The following is a 16,649-nucleotide window of genomic DNA, read 5'->3' as shown; positions in this document are numbered from 1 at the left end:
GTCAGTCCTCAGGCGATGCCGATACGCGGATCGACGACGCGGTAGAGAAGATCGGCGATGAAATTGACGACGACGACAACAATCGCCGTAACAAGAAATACGCCGAGCAATACAGGATAGTCGCGCTGCATCAATGCATCGAACATCAATCGGCCAATCCCCGGCCAGGCGAAAACCGTCTCGGTCAGGATCGCCCCGCCGACCAACTGTCCCGCCTGCATGCTGGCGAGGGTGAAGACCGGCAAAATGGCATTACGCAGCACATGCCTGCGGATAATGCGCTTGCGCGGCACGCCCTTGGCACGGGCCGTCTTGACAAAATCCAGCCCGATCACTTCCAGCATGGAAGCACGCGTCACACGGGTATAGATCGCGGTGTAAAACAGGCCGAGTGTAATGGCAGGCAGGATAAGGTGATGCCCAATATCGGCCAGGCGGCGCCAGCCGGTATATCCCGCCCCGATCGTTTCCATGTCGAAAGGCGGCAGCCAGCCAAGATTGATCGAGAACAGCAGCACCGACATCAGCGCGATCCAGAACAATGGCGTCGCGTAGAAAAGCAGGGCCAGAGATGTAATGACGCTATCAAGCGCCTTGCCGCGATTGGTCGCAGCCAGAACGCCAAACAGAATGCCCGTTGCCAGCGAGAAGATGAATGCAGCACCGGTCAGCAAAATCGTGGCAGGCAGGCGGTCTAAAATGAGATCGAGCACCGGCACCTGATTGCGGTAGGAAAAACCAAGATCGCCCGTGGCGACACTTGTGAGATAATGCCAGAGCTGCACCGGCACGGGACGGTCGAGCCCGAACTGCGCGCGCAGCATTTCAACATATTTCGGATCGCCGGAGCCGGCTTCGCCAGCGAGGATAGCCGCAGGGTCTCCGGGCGCAAGTTTGATCAGCAGGAAATTGAGGATGATGACGCCTATGATCACCATCAGCGCCTTTCCAATACGCTGAACGGTAAAAGCTAGCATAGTTCCGGGCTCCGTTTTGGCATTGTATTCGAGGCAAATCCCACCCCGGAAGAGCAATCTTCCGGGGTGGGAAAAGGCTGGTTATTTCGCAATCCAGACGTCATCCATCGGCTCGTTCAGGCCGATCGCCGAGCGGACGAGGTTCTTGACCTTGTCGCGATAGACAGTCGTGTTCTGCATGTCGAACATCCACAGAAGCGGAACATCGTCGGCGAGGATTTTCTGGACTTCGGAATAGGCCTGCGCCGCATCCTTCTGGTCCACAGCATCCGCTGCCTTGGTGAACAGCTCATCCACCTTCGGGTTCACATAGGCTTCATTATTGCCCGCATGCGTGCCCTTGACGATATTGTCGCTGTAGTAGTTACGCGCAACGCCCTGCGCCGGATGGCCAAACTGGTAGAGGAAGTTGAAAGCCAGATCGAAATCGAAATTGCCTATATTCTGCAACCAGCCGCCCGGATCCACTGCCTGAATGCTGACCTTGAAGCCCAGTTCTTCCAGCTGCTGCTTGACATATTCAGCCATGCGATCCCAGGTCGCGCCGTAAGGCAGGCCCATCAGGCGGATCGGATGCTGGCTCAGGTCTACGCCGGATTCAGCAACCAGTTTCTTGGCCAGTTCCATATCGAAAGGATATTGCACAAGCTCGGGATCGTGGAAAAGCGTGGTGGCGGCGAAAGGCCCGCGCGCAACCTTGCCCTGACCGAAGAAGATCGCATTGACAATGAAATCACGGTCGAGCGCATGATACATGGCCTTGCGGATCTTATCGTTCTTGAACACTTCAAGACGCAGATTCGGCTGAATGAACATCTGCGGAGAGAAATACTCCCAGCCAGCCATGGTGGTTTCGACGCCCGGCAATGCAGCCAGCGTGCGGATATTGAAGCCCTCTACGTCACCGCCGCGCAAGACATCGACTGTTCCCTGCTCGAAGGCGACACTGCGCGAAGCAGCATCGGGAATGACGCGGAAATACAGATCGTCGAGATAAGGCTTTCCGTCTTTCCAGTAGTCCTCATTGCGCACGAGGTGAATATAGCTCCCGCGCTGCCACTCCTTGAACTTGAAGGGGCCGGTGCCGATCGGCACAGTGTTGGCGGGATTGGTGCGGTAGTCCGTGCCCTCATAAATATGCTTGGGCATGATCGGGAACGAGCTTAGCTCGAAACCATAAAGGAATGCCGAAAACGGCTTTTTCATCTTGAAGATGACGGTCAGATCATCCGGCGCCGTTACGTCCTCGACATAGGTTTCGGCGATCAGACGCCAGCGCGGATGCGCGTTGACGAGAAATTCATTGGCGGTAAAAGCCACATCCGCAGCGGTGAAAGGCTTTCCGTCATGCCATTTCACGCCATCCTGCAACTTGAATGTATAAGTCAGTCCATCTTCCGAAACTTCCCAGCTTTTGGCGAGCTGCGGCAGCGGGTTGAGGTCTTTGTCATAGGTCAGCAGGCTCTGATAGATCTGGCCTGCCACATAAAGCGTCGGGCCCTGGGTATTCAGGCCGACCACCAGCATTGGCGGCTCCGGCTGAACGATCATGTTCAGCGTCCCGCCCTTTGTCACTTCACCATCGGAAGCGCTCTGGGCCATGGCTGCACCGCCAATGCAGGCACAGCTTAACAATGCGGCTGTCGCCAGCCGAAGAAAGGATTTCAGCATACAGGATTTCCCCTTTTTAGTTCACGCGAATGTGGATTCCGGGATCGGTTCTTTTTATTTTTTCACACTATGATGCATCTTATTTTCCTGTCAACAGACTCTGTGAAAATTTTTTAACATATTGTTTTTATACTATTTTATTTTTCACACCACAGCTTACGTCAAAAGACGAAGCTGATATTTTATATTTAAAATCAATTTGATGTATCATTTTGAAATATGCGCAAGCCTACAGGCAGGCATGAGATGAATCAGCCTGTTCGTCCTTGCGGATTGGACCCTGAATTTTGTGGAATATGGCTTTTGAACGGAAGGTATCGGCAAGCGCCGAGGCAGGCATGCCCGATACCATGCGGCAGATGGGCGAAGCCTATCTGCCGCAGGTTCTCTTCATATCAATGATCAGCGGTCGGGCTTACCTGCTCCAGCCGGAAATCTGCTTGGAGTCCATGAATTCCTCCAGCCCCATCAGTCCGCCTTCACGCGCACGGCCCGACGCCTTCACGCCGCCAAAGGCAGAGCCTGCCCCACGCGACTCGCCGTTCATTTCGATCATCCCTGCACGCAATTTGCGTGCAAGCCGGTTGCGGCGTTCCCCGTCCTGCGACTGCACATAATTGGTCAGCCCGTAGATCGTATCGTTGGCGATTTCGACGGCTTCTTCCTCGCTGTCGAAAGGAATGATCGAGAGAACGGGTCCAAAAATTTCCTGCCGGGCAACCGACATTTCGTTGTTCACATCCGCAAAAACGGTCGGGCGAACGAAATATCCACGGTTGACGCCTTCGGGCAGACCCGTGCCGCCGGCGACCAGACGCGCGCCTTCGTCAATGCCCTGCTGGATCAGATCCTGAATCTTGTCCCATTGCTGCTTGCTGACGACCGGGCCGATATGCTTGCCCGGCTGATGCGCCGTTGCAACCGCAGTTTCCTTCGCGACCCGCGCTGCCGTTTCCACGGCCTTGTCATAGATCGAACGCTCGACCAGCATCCGCGTCGGAGCGTTGCAGGACTGGCCGCTATTATTGAAGCAATGGCGGGTTCCGCGTGCGACCGCATCGGCATCGGCATCGGCAAAAATCAGGTTGGCGCCCTTGCCGCCCAGTTCCAGCGTTACCTTCTTCAAACTATCCGCCGCCGCCTTGGTGATCGCGATACCGGCACGGGTCGAACCCGTAAAGCTGATCATGTCCACATCCGGATGCGTGGAGAGCTGGGTGCCGACGCCAGCGCCATCGCCATTCACCATGTTCACGACGCCCTTGGGCAATCCTGCCTCATGCACGATTTCCATGAACACAATGGAAGACAGGGGCGCGATTTCAGACGGCTTGAGAACCGCAGTATTTCCGCCCAGCAGGGCCGGAAGCACCTTGAGCGTGACCTGATTCATCGGCCAGTTCCATGGCGTGATCAAACCGACAACGCCAATCGGCTCCCACGCCACCATCGTCGTCGGGGCATGATCGCCCAGAGGGGCGATAAACTTGAAATTGCGAAACGCATTGAGGAAATTCTCAATATGATAGCTGCCCGCGCCGGTCTGGGCATCGAGCGCCATATCCTGCGGCGCACCCATTTCCAGCGTAATGGCCTCCGCCATATCCTTCGCGCGGCGCTTGTAAATTTCCAGAATCTTCTCCGCATAAGCCAGACGCTCGGCAGGGGAGGTTTGCGACCAGCTGGGAAATGCAGCTTTTGCAGCAGCCACGGCGCGGTTCGTATCCGCTTCGCCGCCAAGACTGATGACGGCAACCGCTTCCTCGGTGGAAGGATCGATCACTTCCAGATCGTTGGGCTGCACGGGATCAACCCAGGCACCATCGATATAAAACTTACGCTTGTCCAATATTGCGGCCATAATGTCCTCCTTCTGGTCGCGGCAAGTACCCCGGCAGGCCCGGTCGCCATCGGCAACCGCCCTCCCGGGCGGGCACTTGTATCATATATTCCTGTCAGGCCATGTGAAACCTATGCGCTCTTCACTCCTGCGAGAGCGCACGGCCTACACTATGCTTCAGACCGGATTTGTATAGGCGGTTTTCGATACGGTGAAGAATTCCCGCGCAGCGCGTCCCTGTTCGCGGGGGCCGTAGCTGGATGCCTTGCGCCCGCCAAATGGAACGTGATAATCGACACCCGCCGTAGGCAGGTTCACGAATACCATGCCCGAAGTCGAGCGGGTTTTGAAATCCTCGGCATATTTGAGTGACGTCGTGCAGATACCCGACGACAAACCAAGGTCGGAATCATTGGCGATCGACAATGCTTCCTCATAATCCGCAGCCTTCAGAACGCTGACGACGGGGCCGAAAATCTCTTCGCGGACATGCACCATGTCATTCGTGCAATTTGCGTAAACCGCAGGCGACATATAGAAGCCGCGCTCCGACTTTTCGAGCACTTCGCCGCCGCAAAGCCGCTGGGCGCCCTCACCGTCCGCAATGCCGATATAGCGCAGATTGGTATCAAGCTGGCGCTGGTCCACAACCGGCCCGATCTGCGTGGAGGGATCGAGCGCGTTGCCGACCACCAGACTGCGTGCCCGCTCGGCCATCCCCTCGGCAAGTGCATCGTAGATGCCGGGGGTTGCGATGATGCGGGTATTCGACGTGCAGCGCTGGCCGGTCGAAATGACGGAACCGCCAATCGCACAGTCGATCGCATTGGTAAGGTTGGCGTCGTCGAGCACCACCAGCGGGCTTTTACCGCCCATTTCCTGCTGGATCTTGCCGCCGCGCTCGGCAACGATTGTGCGAATGCCGCGTCCGGTCGCCTCCGAGCCGGTAAACGAAACCGCATTAACATCCGGCGAGCGGGTTATGATGTCGCCCACCACGCTGCCGCGCCCCATGACGAGGTTGAATACACCGGCAGGCAGTCCCGCGCGCGCCAGAATGTCGGCCAGCGCCCAGGCGCAGCCCGGCGTGAGATCGGCAGGCTTGAAGACGATCGTATTGCCGAACGCAAGCGCTGGCGCGGTCTTCCACGCAGGAATTGCAATCGGGAAATTCCACGGCGTGATCAATCCCACGACGCCCACCGGCTCGTGGCGCACTTCAACGCGAACGCCGGGACGAATGGAAGCGATTGCAAGGCCCTCCACACGCAGGGCTTCCTGCGCGTAGAACTTGAACAATTGACCGGCACGAGTGACTTCGCCGATGCCTTCGGAAAGAATCTTGCCTTCCTCGCGCGACAAGAGCTCACCCAGCTCTTCCTTGCGCGCCAGCAATTCGATGCCGACGCGTTCGAGAATTTCTGCCCTCACCTGCGGCGAAGTCGCAGCCCATGCTGGCAGCGCTGCCTTTGCGGCGGCAATGGCGTCATGGGTTTGCTGCGCCGATGCGCGGGCATAAAGGCCGACCAGATCGTCCAGATTGGAAGGGTTGCGATTCTCGCTGAAATCGTCGCTGCTAACCCATTCCCCATTGATGAAATTGGCTTTTTCAAGCTTTTTCATATTGGTTTCCACATTCATCAGGCCACTCCTACCTCTGCTTCGGTTTCACGAAGCGATTTTGCGATGATCTCGAACATATCGTCCGCCTGGGCGCGTGTCATGATCATTGGCGGACAGAATGCTACCGCATCGGCCATATTGCGTGAAATAAGACCATTGCGCTGCATTGCCGTGTTCATCAACGTGCCGAGCATAGCAGGAGTTTTGACGGATTTCGCTTCCTTGTCATCCACCAGTTCGATGGCAGCGATAAGGCCGACGCCACGGACTTCGCCGACCAGTGGGCTGGATTTGAGTGTTTCCAGACGGGAAATGAAGTGCGCACCGACGTCGCGGGCATTCTCGACGAGATTGCGCTCCTTGATGATCGCAAGGTTTTCGAGCGCGACCGCAGCACCGAGCGGATGACCACCTGCGGTGAAGCCATGGCCGAAGGTTCCGATCTTGTTGCTTTCATCCGCAATCGGGCCGAATACACGTTCATTGACCATCAGCGCGGAGAAGGGAACGTAGCTCGAAGTGATCTGCTTCGACATGACCATGATGTCGGGGCGGATGTCATAGGTGATGGAGCCGAACATATTGCCTGTACGGCCAAAGCCGCAGATGACTTCGTCAGCGACAAACAGGATGTCATATTTGGCAAGCACGGCCTGGATTTTCTCAAAATAGGTCGCAGGCGGCGTGACCACCCCGCCAGCACCCATTACCGGCTCGGCAAAAAAGGCGGCAATCGTATCGGGTCCCTCACGCTGGATCAGTGCATCGAGTTCCTGCGCGCAACGCGTTGCAAAATCTTCTTCGCTTTCGCCGGGAAGCGCCTCTCTCCAGTAATGCGGCGAAGACGTGTGCAGAACGCGGTCGATGGGAAGATCGAAGGAACGGTGATTGTTGGGAAGCCCGGTCAGGCTGGCGGAGGCAATCGTCACGCCATGATAGCCGCGCTGGCGCGCGATAACCTTCTTCTTCTCCGGCTTGCCCATTGCATTGGAGCGATACCAGATCATCTTGAGCGCGGTATCATTGGCTTCGGAGCCGGAATTGGTATAGAAAACCTTGCTCATCGGCACCGGCGCCAGAGCGATGAGCTGCTCGGCGAGATCGATGGCGGGAGCGTGGCTCTTGTGCCCGAAATTGTGATAGAAGGGCAGCTTGCTCATCTGCCTGGTGACAACATCGACCAGACGCTGCTCGTTGAAGCCTACCCCAACGCTCCAGAGACCGGCGAGGCCCTCGATATAGCGGTTGCCGTCATTGTCGAAAACATAAATGCCGTCACCCTTCTCGATCACCATGGGGCCGACTTCCGCGTGGCGCCGGGCATTGGTGTAGCCATGAAAGTGGAATTCGATGTCTCGCGCTTCCAGAGTGTTCGTGAAGTTTGGGATCGTATTCATGAAGAGATTCCTTGAGTGAAGGCGGTTAGCCGCCGAGATAGCTTATTGTCGAAATGGCGCAGCTTCCTGCACCCAAAATAGTTCAGACAGAGATTTTCTCCAGAATTTTGGAGCCGATTTCGGCCCCGATCGGAAATGCCGATGTTGCAGCAGGAGACGGAGCGTTGCAAACATGAATGGTCCGCGCCGTCTGCCGCAACAGGAAATCGTCGATCATCTTGCCATGGCGATCAACCGCCTGCGCGCGGATGCCCGGCTCATAAGGCTGGAGGTCGGCAAGGGTCAGCGCCGGGCAATAACGGCGACAGCGCTCAAGATAGACCCGCCGCGAAAGCGTGCCGCGCAGCTCATGAATTCCCGGCCTTACAGAGCGCGCCATCAGCTTCCAGAAACCGGGAAAAGCCGCACTGCGCATGGCATCGGCAAGATCAAGCCCGTTGCCCTTGTAGGTTTCGCGGCCAAACGAGAACACCGCATTGGGACCGACGGTCGTATAGCCGCCGATCATCTTGGTCAGGTGAACGCCCAGAAAGGGCAATGACGGATCCGGAACCGGATAAATCAGATGGCTGACCAGATTGCCTGCCTGCTCCGACAGGCGGAAATATTCGCCGCGAAATGGAATGATGCGGAAATCATCGGCCAGACCGGACATATCCGCCAGACGGTCGGCCTGAAGGCCCGCACAGGCAACGAGCGTCGAGGCGGAAAAATCGCCCGACGTGGTTTGGACCGTTACCGCGTCCGCCCGCTCCCGAATGCCCGATACTTGCGTGCCAAAATGAAACTCCACCCCATCCGCCGCCAGCCTGTCGCGCAGAACGCGGCAAATCCGGCCATAATCGACGATACCGCTGGCGGGGCTGAGAATGGCGCGAACCCCGTTTATATTGGGCTCGATTTCAGCCATTTCCGCAGCTTCGATGATGCGAATACCCAACCCGTTGGTTTCGGCCCTCTTGCGCAGATTATCCAGCGCCGCAAGCTCGCCCTCGTCTGTTGCGACGATCAGCTTGCCGCATTCATCGAAAGGAATATCGTTTTCTTCGCAAAAGCCTTTGGTCTGCTCGGCACCGGCCTTGCACAGCCGCGCCTTGAGGCTGCCCGGCGCATAATAGATACCCGCATGAATGACCCCGGAATTATGCCCCGTCTGATGCAGGCCGGGCGCGTTTTCCTTTTCGATCACCATAATGTCCAGATCCGGGCGCGTGCGCCTCAGATAATATGTGGTCGCAAGCCCCACTATGCCTGCGCCGATCACGATGATGTCGTGTTTTGCCATGGAGTCGTTCACATCAACCCGAATTTCACTGCCTGTTCATTCCTCACTAAAGGAATGTGGGACAGAGTTCGATACAAGATTGCTTAACGCAAGTTTGACGATTAGATAACCAAGCCATGCGGGAGGAGATCGTGACAAAACATGCAACGCCTTTTCGGGGCAATCTTTCCAATGCGGACATTGCCCGCCTGCGCGAATTCGTGGAAATCGTTTCCGCTGGCGGCATTACCGCGGCACAAGCGCGGCTGGGAAAAGGGAAATCCGCCATCAGCCTGGGGCTGACGCGGCTGGAAGAACGGCTGGGGCTGCATTTGTGCGAACGCGGGCGCGGCGGCTTCCGCCTTACCCAGCAAGGTCTGCTCGTGCATTCTGCCGCCGTGCAGCTGCTCGCCGAAATAGGTCGCTTCACGGATTTCGTCGGGGCCACGACGCGCAAGCTCGAAGATGAGATAACTCTTTATGCCGACGACAGTTTCGTGTTCGAGTTTGGCGATCCGCTCGCGCGCGCCATAGCCCGCATCAATGACCACTACCCCGACGTTAAGCTCAATATTCGTATGTCTTCCCCGGATCATATTTATGAATCCGTGCTGGAAGGCTCGGCCGATATTGGCTTTACAGCGCTCATCCGGGACAATCCGGCGCTGAATGCCACTCCGATCAGCACGGAGCTGATGGGGATTTTCTGCGGACGCGACCATCCCCTGTTTCGCGCCGATGATACCAAACTGAGCTATGACGACCTGCGCCAGCACGGTTTCGTGGCGTCGGAGGTCATGCAGGAGGAAGGCTTTTCCGAATTCTTCCGCGGCCTCACCATAAAGGCCATAGCCCCCACGATCCTGTCACGCATGATCATGATCCTGTCGTCGCGCTATCTGGGCGTCGTCCCCGTCGAATTCGCCCGCCATTGGGTTGAAAAGGGCGCGATAAGGGAATTGCAGATCGATCGGGGCCGCACAGAGAACACATGTTTTCTCATTCACCGCAAAGCCCGGCCCCTTGGCCTTGGCGGCGCAATCTTCCGCGAAATGATCGCCAAGGAACTGCAAGCCGGCTGAAGCTTCAGCCAAATCGTCTCACCGCCCGGAAGCCAGCCTGACCGGTGAACTATTCCAACCATGCACAATCTTTCTTTTTTCCTTTCGGTGCTTATTATTGCTGCATATAATCTCTCGATATATTCACATTCACCTAAATAGAAATATTCTATACTTTAATAAAAATTAAATCCCCGTCCGGGCTTGTAAAGATAAATCGCACGCCCTATATTGAACGTATCGATATTGTTTTCGAATGCATCTGGGCCATAGCCGCTCAATTTCTTTCTTTCAATCTCGTACACTCGGCAGTGAGCGCAAGTTCACTAGATAAAGACCATGAGAATTGAAAGGAATTCAATATGGCAAATGGTACAGTCAAGTTTTTCAACACCACCAAGGGTTTCGGCTTCATTCAGCCTGACGATGGTGCGCAGGATGTATTCGTACATATTTCGGCAGTAGAGCGTTCAGGGCTTTCCAGCCTGCATGAAGGCCAGAAAGTAAGCTTCGAAGCTGTTACGGATCGCCGCTCGGGCAAGATCGCAGCAGAGAACCTGCAAGCTCTTTAACAAGCGCTTTTTAAATATTGTCTCCGATCTTTGACCACGGATGTACTGGCATTGATTGTTGAGGCGATCGGAAGGTCGGGGAAACCCGACCTTTTTTAAACATTTGATTTCAACCCCTCACAACGGAGATTACCAAGCAAGGAGAATGCTTCATGCAAGAACAAAGCGTCAGCTTGAACAAGAATGCTTCCTTTAACAAGCCGCCCACGCGGACCGAATCCAAAAGCGCGCAAACAGACCGCATTGCCAGAGCCATTCTGCTTGGCGAGAGGAAGGCCATCGACGCGAAGACCCGTCGCCTGAGAGAAGCGCGACTGGAGCAACAGCGTCTGGATGAGCTGCTTGCCGCACCTCGTAAATAATATCTGGCGAAGTGACGGCTGATATTGCTGTCAGAACTCGGGCCAAAGCTCCGGCGATACTGGGTTTGAACACGTTTTCATGCCGTTCAGACGCACCATTTATCATTTGCCGCCCCCATCGCCCACTCACGAGGATTTTTCATCACCCACGATTTAGCAGCCCCTTGCTGCGAAAGGAGACCACTTGCAAGTCATTGTACGCGATAACAACGTTGATCAGGCGCTCAGGGCGCTCAAAAAAAAGTTGCAGCGCGAAGGTGTCTTTCGCGAAATGAAAGCGCGCCGCGCTTACGAAAAGCCTTCAGAACGTCGAGCGCGCGAAAAAGATGAAGCCATCCGCCGCGCCCGCAAGGAAGCGAAAAAGAAGGCCCAGAGAGAGGGCCTGCTGCCGCGCCCCAAACGGAAGCCTCTGGCGGCACGGCCCAATCGCGCTGCCGCCAATCCCTCACCTTCATCGTCTTCTTCCAGCGCTGCCTGATAAGGCGCAGCAGGCAGCATCCGGACAGGTGGATGCTGCCTGCGCCACTTCTGTCATCGTCTCTTCATATAAGTGTCATCGCATTGCAATGATCGCTCGTCAAAGCTCACCCCGGTTTAAATGAATGGAGCCGGGGATTTCCGATGAAAACACGTTCGATTACACTTGCAATGCTGACAGCGCTTTCTGCGTCCGTTGCCTTTTCCGCATCGGCTGAGCCGGTATTTAATCGCATTGCCTCTTTTCCGGTGGTGGATAACCTGCCTGCGGATGCAGACAAGTCCAAAGCCACTTCATCTGAAATCATTACCGTCACGGAAGATGGCAATACGCTGATTTATTCCGACAGTCCTTATGGCGCGATCGGCTTTGTCGACATTACCGATCCAAAGGCGCCGAAGGCTGGCGGCATCCTCAAGGTGGATGGCGAGCCGACATCCGTTGCCGTATCCGGCACGCGCGTTTATGCGGGCGTCAACACATCGGAAAGCTACACGAACCCATCGGGCCGGCTTGATATTATCGATGTGGCTTCCAGAAAAGTCGAAGCCAGCTGCGATCTGGGCGGACAGCCGGATTCGGTCGCCATATCGAATGACCACAAGTTTCTGGCCGTCGCTATCGAGAACGAACGCGATGAAGATTTGAATGACGGCGAGCTGCCGCAATTGCCGGCCGGAAATCTCAAGGTTTTTGAATTGAAGGATGGCAATCTCGATTGCGCATCGATGAAGACGGTCGATCTCACCGGCATTGCCGAAGTTGGGCCTGAAGATCCGGAACCGGAATTCGTTTCCTTCAACGATAACAACGAGATTGCAGTCACTCTTCAGGAAAACAACCATATTGCAATCATCGATGCCGCGACGGGCAAGGTCACTTCGCATTTCTCCGCCGGGTCGGTGGATCTCGAAAAGATCGATACCAAAAAAGACGGCCAGATCAGCTTTAGCGGCGAGATGAAGGGCGTTGCACGTGAGCCCGATACGGTAAAATGGATCGATAATGATCGCATCCTGATTGCCAATGAAGGCGACTACAAGGGCGGCTCGCGCGGCTTCTCGATCTTCTCCAAGAGTGGCGAACTGCTTTATGAATCGGGCGCGACGCTGGAACACAAGATTGCTGCGGCAGGCCATTATCCCGACAAGCGCAACAAGAAGGGCATCGAGCCTGAAGGCGCGGAAGTCGGCAAATTCGGTGACACCAATTATATTTTCGTCGCCAGCGAACGCGGTTCGATGGTCGGCGTTTACAAGGATAGCGGCGCAGAGCCTGAACTGCTTCAATTGCTGCCTTCGGGAATCGGTCCTGAAGGACTGCTCGCCATCCCGCAGCGCAATCTCTTCGTCACCGCCAATGAAACCGACCTTGGCGAAGACGGCGGCGCACGCTCCCATGTCATGATCTTCGAATTGCAGGACCAGCCTGCGCAATATCCGCAAATCATCTCCGAACTCACCGAAGACGGTACGCCGATTGGCTGGGGTGCGCTTTCCGGTTTGGTAGCGGATGAAAGCAAGGATGGCATTTTCTACGCCGTATCCGACTCCGCTTATTATGCCGCGCCGTCGATCTACACGATCGATGCCAACCAGACGCCTGCAAAAATCACCTCGGCGCTCGTCGTCAAGCGCGGCAAGGATGCGGCACAGAAAATCGACCTTGAAGGCATTACCACCGACGGCGAAGGCGGCTTCTGGCTCGCCAATGAAGGCGATCAGGCCAAGCTGGTTCCGCATGCGATCCTCAATGTGGACGAGAAGGGTGTCATCAAGAAGGAAATCGCGCTTCCAAACGACCTGCTCAAGCACCAGACGCGCTTCGGCCTCGAAGGCATCACGCGTGTTGGTGAAGGCGACGACGCCGTCTTGTGGATGGTTATCCAGCGCGAATGGGCCGATGATGAAAAGGGGCAGGTCAAGCTTCTTGCCTATAACATCAAGGACAAGAGCTGGAAGGCCGTCGCCTATCCGCTCGATGTGAAAGAAAAGGGCTGGGTCGGCCTGTCGGAAGTCACCGCTCATGACGGCAATCTCTATATCGTCGAGCGCGACAATCTGATTGGTTCGGAAGCGGTGAACAAGCGTCTCTACAAGGTCGCGCTTGCCGATCTCAAGCCTGTGGAACTGGGTGAAAAATTGCCAGTGCTCACAAAGACCCTGGTGCGTGATTTCATCCCCGACCTCAAGAAGCTCAACGGCTTTGTTCCCGACAAGCTTGAAGGCTTTGCGATCACCAAATCCGGCGATGCCTATGTCGTCACCGATAATGACGGCGTGGATGACAGCAACGGTGAAACGCAGTTCTTCACCATCGGAAAGATCGACGGCTAATCAGCAGAACAAATCGCAAGCAAAACGCCGCATCGATTGGATGCGGCGTTTTTCTTGGTTAAAGAGATTGAATTCAGGCCGCCTTGGCGACCGCGGGCAGACGCTGGCGCACCAATGTCGTCCAGTAAGAACAGCCCCAGGCAATGACATCGTCATTAAAGTCATATTTGGGGTGATGCAGATTGGCGCTGGGGCCATTGCCGATATTGATCATCGCGCCCGGCACTTCATTGAGCATGAAGGCGAAATCTTCGCCGCCAAGCGTTGCCGGCATGTCGCGCGTGACCCGCTCGGCACCCGAAACCGCCTCGGCGGCTAGGGCTGCGAGTTCGGTTTCCTGCTCATGATTGACGGTGACAGGATAATTGCGACGATAATCAAGCGTTGCCTTGGCGCCAAAGGCATCAGCGATGCCCTGCACCGCACGTCCCAGCCGTTCCTCGATATGGTCACGCACTTCCTCGCGCAGCGTGCGCACCGTTCCCGTCAGCGAGACACTCTGCGGAATAACGTTGAACGCGTCGCCGCCGTGAATGGTGGTGATCGAAATCACTGCCGAATCCAGCGGGTCGATGGTGCGCGCCGTCAATGTCTGGATCGCCTGAATGAGCGCGGCGGTAACGGTAATCGGATCGACCGTATGATGCGGCGAGGCCGCATGCCCGCCAATTCCCTCGATATTTATTTCCAGTACGTCCACCGAACCCATGATCGGCCCCGAATTGATGGTGAAATGGCCGACGGGGAGATTGGGACGATTGTGCATGCCATAGACCTCATCGAGAGGCCAGCGGGTCAGAAGGCCATCGTCGATCATCGCCTTCGCGCCCGCTCCACCCTCTTCGGCTGGTTGGAAAATGACGACGACCGTGCCGTCGAAAGCACGGCTTCTGGCCAGTTCGCGCGCAGCCCCCAGAAGCATGGTCGTGTGGCCGTCATGGCCGCAGGCATGCATCTTGCCAAGGGTTTTCGACGCCCATTCCACGCCGGTTTCCTCAAGGATCGGCAAGGCGTCCATATCGGCGCGCAGGCCGATGGCGCGACCCGAATGGTTGCTCTGGCCGCGAATGACGCCGACAACGCCCGTGCGCCCGATGCCTGTTACGACTTCATCGACACCGGCTGCGCGCAGCTCTTCGGCAACCTTTTCCGCAGTACGGTTCACATCGTAAAGAAGTTCGGGATTCTGATGCAGGTCGCGACGGAATGCGATGAGTTCATCGAGCTGGTTCGAGGTCCAGTTTTCAACCGGCATGTCAGGCCCTTTCTTCGTTTGCAGATGTTTCGAGACGATAGCGGAAGTCGCAATGGCTTGCGCCCTTCATGATCGTCTGCGTCCGCTCCAGCTTCATGTCCGGATTGTAGCCGATGCAGAAATCGCCATCGCGATTGCACGAAAGCAGATGGCCGATATGACCCAGTCCCATCTCGCGATACATTTCCGAATAGCGGCAACGCGTAACGTTGAAATCGAAATGATCTTCGCCCTGCGAAATCACATCGATTTCCAGCGCATTTTCTTTCGTCCAGAGCGGCTGAATGTCGGCAAAATCCTGTATCGTCGGTGTGCGGCCAAGTTCTTCAGCAAAGCTCTTGCCCTGTTCGATGGCCGAACGGCTCACAGCCTCGCCGATTGCAGCTTGCGCTTCTTCCTCGCCGGAGCGTTCGCGAATAACTTCGTAAACGTTCTTGAGAACCAGCGCCTCGATGCGGCGACGTTCGAGAATTGGCATTTGATTCATCGGCTTGCCCCTTCACATATTGAGCTAGAATTTTGGCTCGGTAAGATCTTTTCGCCGAAGCCATGCGAGATAAAACGGAGCGATCTTCCGCGCGACCTTGTGAAACGGCAGCGGCGCAGGCTCCGAAACCGGCAAGGCCAGTTCCGCGACCGGCTCGCCATCGAGTGCGCGCGCGAATTCACGTCCAAGAGCGGTGCCGAGCGCCACGCCGCGCCCATTGCAGCCGATCCACGCCCAGCCATTGGAGCCAAGCTGATGGACGCGCGGAAAGCGATCCCATGTCATGCCGATATAGCCGCTCCATACATGGGTGATTTCCGGCTCACCCAATGCTGGAAAAGCTTCCGCCATATTGCGTGCCGATTTGCGCTTCACCCGTTCGGCAACATTGTAGTTGCCCATCACCACGCCGCCGGTAATCAGCCGGTTGCGCGCATCATAGCGGAAGAAACGCAGATCGCCACGTGTATCGGATACCGCCTGCCTGCCGGGCAGGATCGTGGCGCGCAGATTGTCGCTGACGGGTGCGGTCGCCATCTGCCATGAAAGAACCGGCACGATGGTGCGCGCAAGACGCGGGGCAAGCCCTTCGCGCAATTCGCCCGTATAGGCATTGGTCGCGAGCAGGAAGCCTTTGGCGCGAACCGTCGCCTTTTCTGTGCGCACGACCCAAATATCGCCTTCCTGTCGGAAAGAGGTGACGGGACTTTGCTCATGGATGATCGCGCCATGGCTTTCGGCAGCCGCCGCAAGACCGCGCGCCAGCGCCAGCGGATTGATGTGTCCGCCGGTCGGATTGAACATGCCGCCATACCAGAAGTCGCTGCCGATCAGCTTCGATGTCGCCGCACGATCAAGAAATTCGGCGGGAAAGCCGAAGCGTTTCCATGCCTCGACGCGCATTTGCGAAAGCTTCACCCGGCCCGGCGAATGGGCAGGCTGAAACCAGCCGTTCTGCTCGGCTTCGGCCTTGATATTTTCCTCGCGCACGATGGAAAACAGAATATCGGCGCTGCTGCCGATCAGTCTGGCGAAACGCTCGCCCGCCGCCCCATAACGTCTGGCGATAGCGTCCGGCTCGGCTGCGGTCATGGTCGGAATGACCTGACCATTGTTGCGCCCCGACGCACCCCAGCCCACCGCCTTGGCTTCCAGCAGGATCACGCGCTTACCGCGTTTTGCCAGATGAAGCGCTGCCGAAAGGCCAGTGAAGCCGCCGCCAACGATTGCGACATCGGCTTCCGTATCATTGGTAAGTGGTGGTGCCGGTACGCGTTCAGGCGCGGTTGCAGCCCAGATGGATGGCGGAAATTTCACATTCTGCAT

14 protein-coding genes are annotated in these 16,649 nt (G+C 56.5%); 5 read left to right on the top strand and 9 right to left on the bottom strand.

Annotation, left to right across the window (positions count from 1 at the left end):
* Window positions 1-8: 8 nt before the first annotated feature.
* The 6 genes from DKP76_RS05675 to lhgO all read right to left on the bottom strand — a co-directional run bounded on the left by DKP76_RS05675 (window position 9) and on the right by lhgO (window position 8,793).
* The gene (locus DKP76_RS05675) at window positions 9-977 is read right to left on the bottom strand and encodes an ABC transporter permease (RefSeq protein ID WP_109705477.1); all 969 of its coding nucleotides are present in this window, start codon (window positions 975-977) and stop codon (window positions 9-11) included.
* Between the two features lie 81 nt (window positions 978-1,058).
* The gene (locus DKP76_RS05670; protein ID WP_109705476.1) at window positions 1,059-2,648 is read right to left on the bottom strand and encodes an ABC transporter substrate-binding protein; all 1,590 of its coding nucleotides are present in this window, start codon (window positions 2,646-2,648) and stop codon (window positions 1,059-1,061) included.
* Window positions 2,649-3,063: 415 nt separating this feature from the next.
* Window positions 3,064-4,500, bottom strand: coding sequence for an aldehyde dehydrogenase family protein (locus DKP76_RS05665; RefSeq protein ID WP_199224777.1), 1,437 nt, complete (start codon window positions 4,498-4,500; stop codon window positions 3,064-3,066).
* A gap of 165 nt (window positions 4,501-4,665) precedes the next feature.
* A complete protein-coding gene (locus DKP76_RS05660) occupies window positions 4,666-6,129 on the bottom strand; it encodes an aldehyde dehydrogenase family protein (protein ID WP_425349366.1) in 1,464 nt (487 codons plus the stop codon).
* Window positions 6,129-7,508, bottom strand: a complete 1,380-nt coding sequence (locus DKP76_RS05655; RefSeq protein WP_109705474.1) for an aspartate aminotransferase family protein — start codon at window positions 7,506-7,508, stop codon at window positions 6,129-6,131. Before DKP76_RS05655 ends, DKP76_RS05660 begins: the two co-directional genes overlap by 1 nt.
* Window positions 7,509-7,590: 82 nt before the next feature.
* Window positions 7,591-8,793, bottom strand: coding sequence for an L-2-hydroxyglutarate oxidase (gene lhgO / locus DKP76_RS05650; RefSeq protein WP_109705473.1), 1,203 nt, complete (start codon window positions 8,791-8,793; stop codon window positions 7,591-7,593).
* A 131-nt stretch (window positions 8,794-8,924) separates the two neighbouring features.
* Here lhgO and DKP76_RS05645 point away from each other — a divergent pair, with 131 nt between their 5' ends.
* The 5 genes from DKP76_RS05645 to DKP76_RS05625 all read left to right on the top strand — a co-directional run bounded on the left by DKP76_RS05645 (window position 8,925) and on the right by DKP76_RS05625 (window position 13,581).
* Window positions 8,925-9,854 carry a LysR family transcriptional regulator gene (locus tag DKP76_RS05645; protein WP_158279419.1) on the top strand — a complete coding sequence of 310 codons (930 nt, stop codon included), beginning with the start codon at window positions 8,925-8,927 and terminating at the stop codon, window positions 9,852-9,854.
* A 341-nt stretch (window positions 9,855-10,195) separates the two neighbouring features.
* Window positions 10,196-10,405 (top strand): cold-shock protein, encoded by a 210-nt coding sequence (locus DKP76_RS05640; protein WP_109705471.1) that lies wholly within the window; start codon window positions 10,196-10,198, stop codon window positions 10,403-10,405.
* 152 nt (window positions 10,406-10,557) lie between these two features.
* Window positions 10,558-10,767, top strand: a complete 210-nt coding sequence (locus DKP76_RS05635) for a hypothetical protein (protein ID WP_109705470.1) — start codon at window positions 10,558-10,560, stop codon at window positions 10,765-10,767.
* Between the two features lie 184 nt (window positions 10,768-10,951).
* Window positions 10,952-11,245 carry a 30S ribosomal protein S21 gene (rpsU, locus tag DKP76_RS05630; RefSeq protein ID WP_109705469.1) on the top strand — a complete coding sequence of 98 codons (294 nt, stop codon included), beginning with the start codon at window positions 10,952-10,954 and terminating at the stop codon, window positions 11,243-11,245.
* Between the two features lie 143 nt (window positions 11,246-11,388).
* Window positions 11,389-13,581 carry an esterase-like activity of phytase family protein gene (locus tag DKP76_RS05625; RefSeq protein WP_109705468.1) on the top strand — a complete coding sequence of 731 codons (2,193 nt, stop codon included), beginning with the start codon at window positions 11,389-11,391 and terminating at the stop codon, window positions 13,579-13,581.
* A 73-nt stretch (window positions 13,582-13,654) separates the two neighbouring features.
* Here the strand turns inward: DKP76_RS05625 and DKP76_RS05620 are convergent, their stop codons facing one another.
* The 3 genes from DKP76_RS05620 to DKP76_RS05610 are packed head-to-tail and all read right to left on the bottom strand — an operon-like array spanning window position 13,655 to window position 16,649.
* Window positions 13,655-14,836 (bottom strand): M20 aminoacylase family protein, encoded by a 1,182-nt coding sequence (locus tag DKP76_RS05620; protein WP_109705467.1) that lies wholly within the window; start codon window positions 14,834-14,836, stop codon window positions 13,655-13,657.
* 1 nt (window position 14,837) lies between these two features.
* Window positions 14,838-15,323, bottom strand: a complete 486-nt coding sequence (locus DKP76_RS05615; RefSeq protein ID WP_109705466.1) for an L-2-amino-thiazoline-4-carboxylic acid hydrolase — start codon at window positions 15,321-15,323, stop codon at window positions 14,838-14,840.
* Between the two features lie 24 nt (window positions 15,324-15,347).
* Entirely contained in the window at window positions 15,348-16,649 is a 1,302-nt protein-coding gene (locus DKP76_RS05610; RefSeq protein ID WP_109705465.1) for an NAD(P)/FAD-dependent oxidoreductase, read from the bottom strand.

Source organism: Falsochrobactrum shanghaiense (genome assembly GCF_003149535.1).
In the GTDB taxonomy this organism is placed as follows: domain Bacteria; phylum Pseudomonadota; class Alphaproteobacteria; order Rhizobiales; family Rhizobiaceae; genus Brucella; species Brucella shanghaiense.
The sequence above is the reverse complement of the archived record's forward strand: the minus strand, read 5'-3'. Positions and strand labels throughout refer to the sequence as shown.

Bases quoted from the DNA above. Each gene is read 5' to 3' on its own strand.
- DKP76_RS05675 (WP_109705477.1), bottom strand. From the start codon at position 977: ATGCTAGCTTTTACCGTTCAGCGTATTGGAAAGGCGCTGATGGTGATC.
- DKP76_RS05670 (WP_109705476.1), bottom strand. From the start codon at position 2,648: ATGCTGAAATCCTTTCTTCGGCTGGCGACAGCCGCATTGTTAAGCTGT.
- DKP76_RS05660 (WP_425349366.1), bottom strand. From the start codon at position 6,129: ATGAATGTGGAAACCAATATGAAAAAGCTTGAAAAAGCCAATTTCATC.
- DKP76_RS05655 (WP_109705474.1), bottom strand. From the start codon at position 7,508: ATGAATACGATCCCAAACTTCACGAACACTCTGGAAGCGCGAGACATC.
- lhgO (WP_109705473.1), bottom strand. From the start codon at position 8,793: ATGGCAAAACACGACATCATCGTGATCGGCGCAGGCATAGTGGGGCTT.
- DKP76_RS05640 (WP_109705471.1), top strand. From the start codon at position 10,196: ATGGCAAATGGTACAGTCAAGTTTTTCAACACCACCAAGGGTTTCGGC.
- DKP76_RS05635 (WP_109705470.1), top strand. From the start codon at position 10,558: ATGCAAGAACAAAGCGTCAGCTTGAACAAGAATGCTTCCTTTAACAAG.
- DKP76_RS05625 (WP_109705468.1), top strand. From the start codon at position 11,389: ATGAAAACACGTTCGATTACACTTGCAATGCTGACAGCGCTTTCTGCG.
- DKP76_RS05620 (WP_109705467.1), bottom strand. From the start codon at position 14,836: ATGCCGGTTGAAAACTGGACCTCGAACCAGCTCGATGAACTCATCGCA.
- DKP76_RS05615 (WP_109705466.1), bottom strand. From the start codon at position 15,323: ATGAATCAAATGCCAATTCTCGAACGTCGCCGCATCGAGGCGCTGGTT.
- DKP76_RS05610 (WP_109705465.1), bottom strand. From the start codon at position 16,649: ATGCAGAATGTGAAATTTCCGCCATCCATCTGGGCTGCAACCGCGCCT.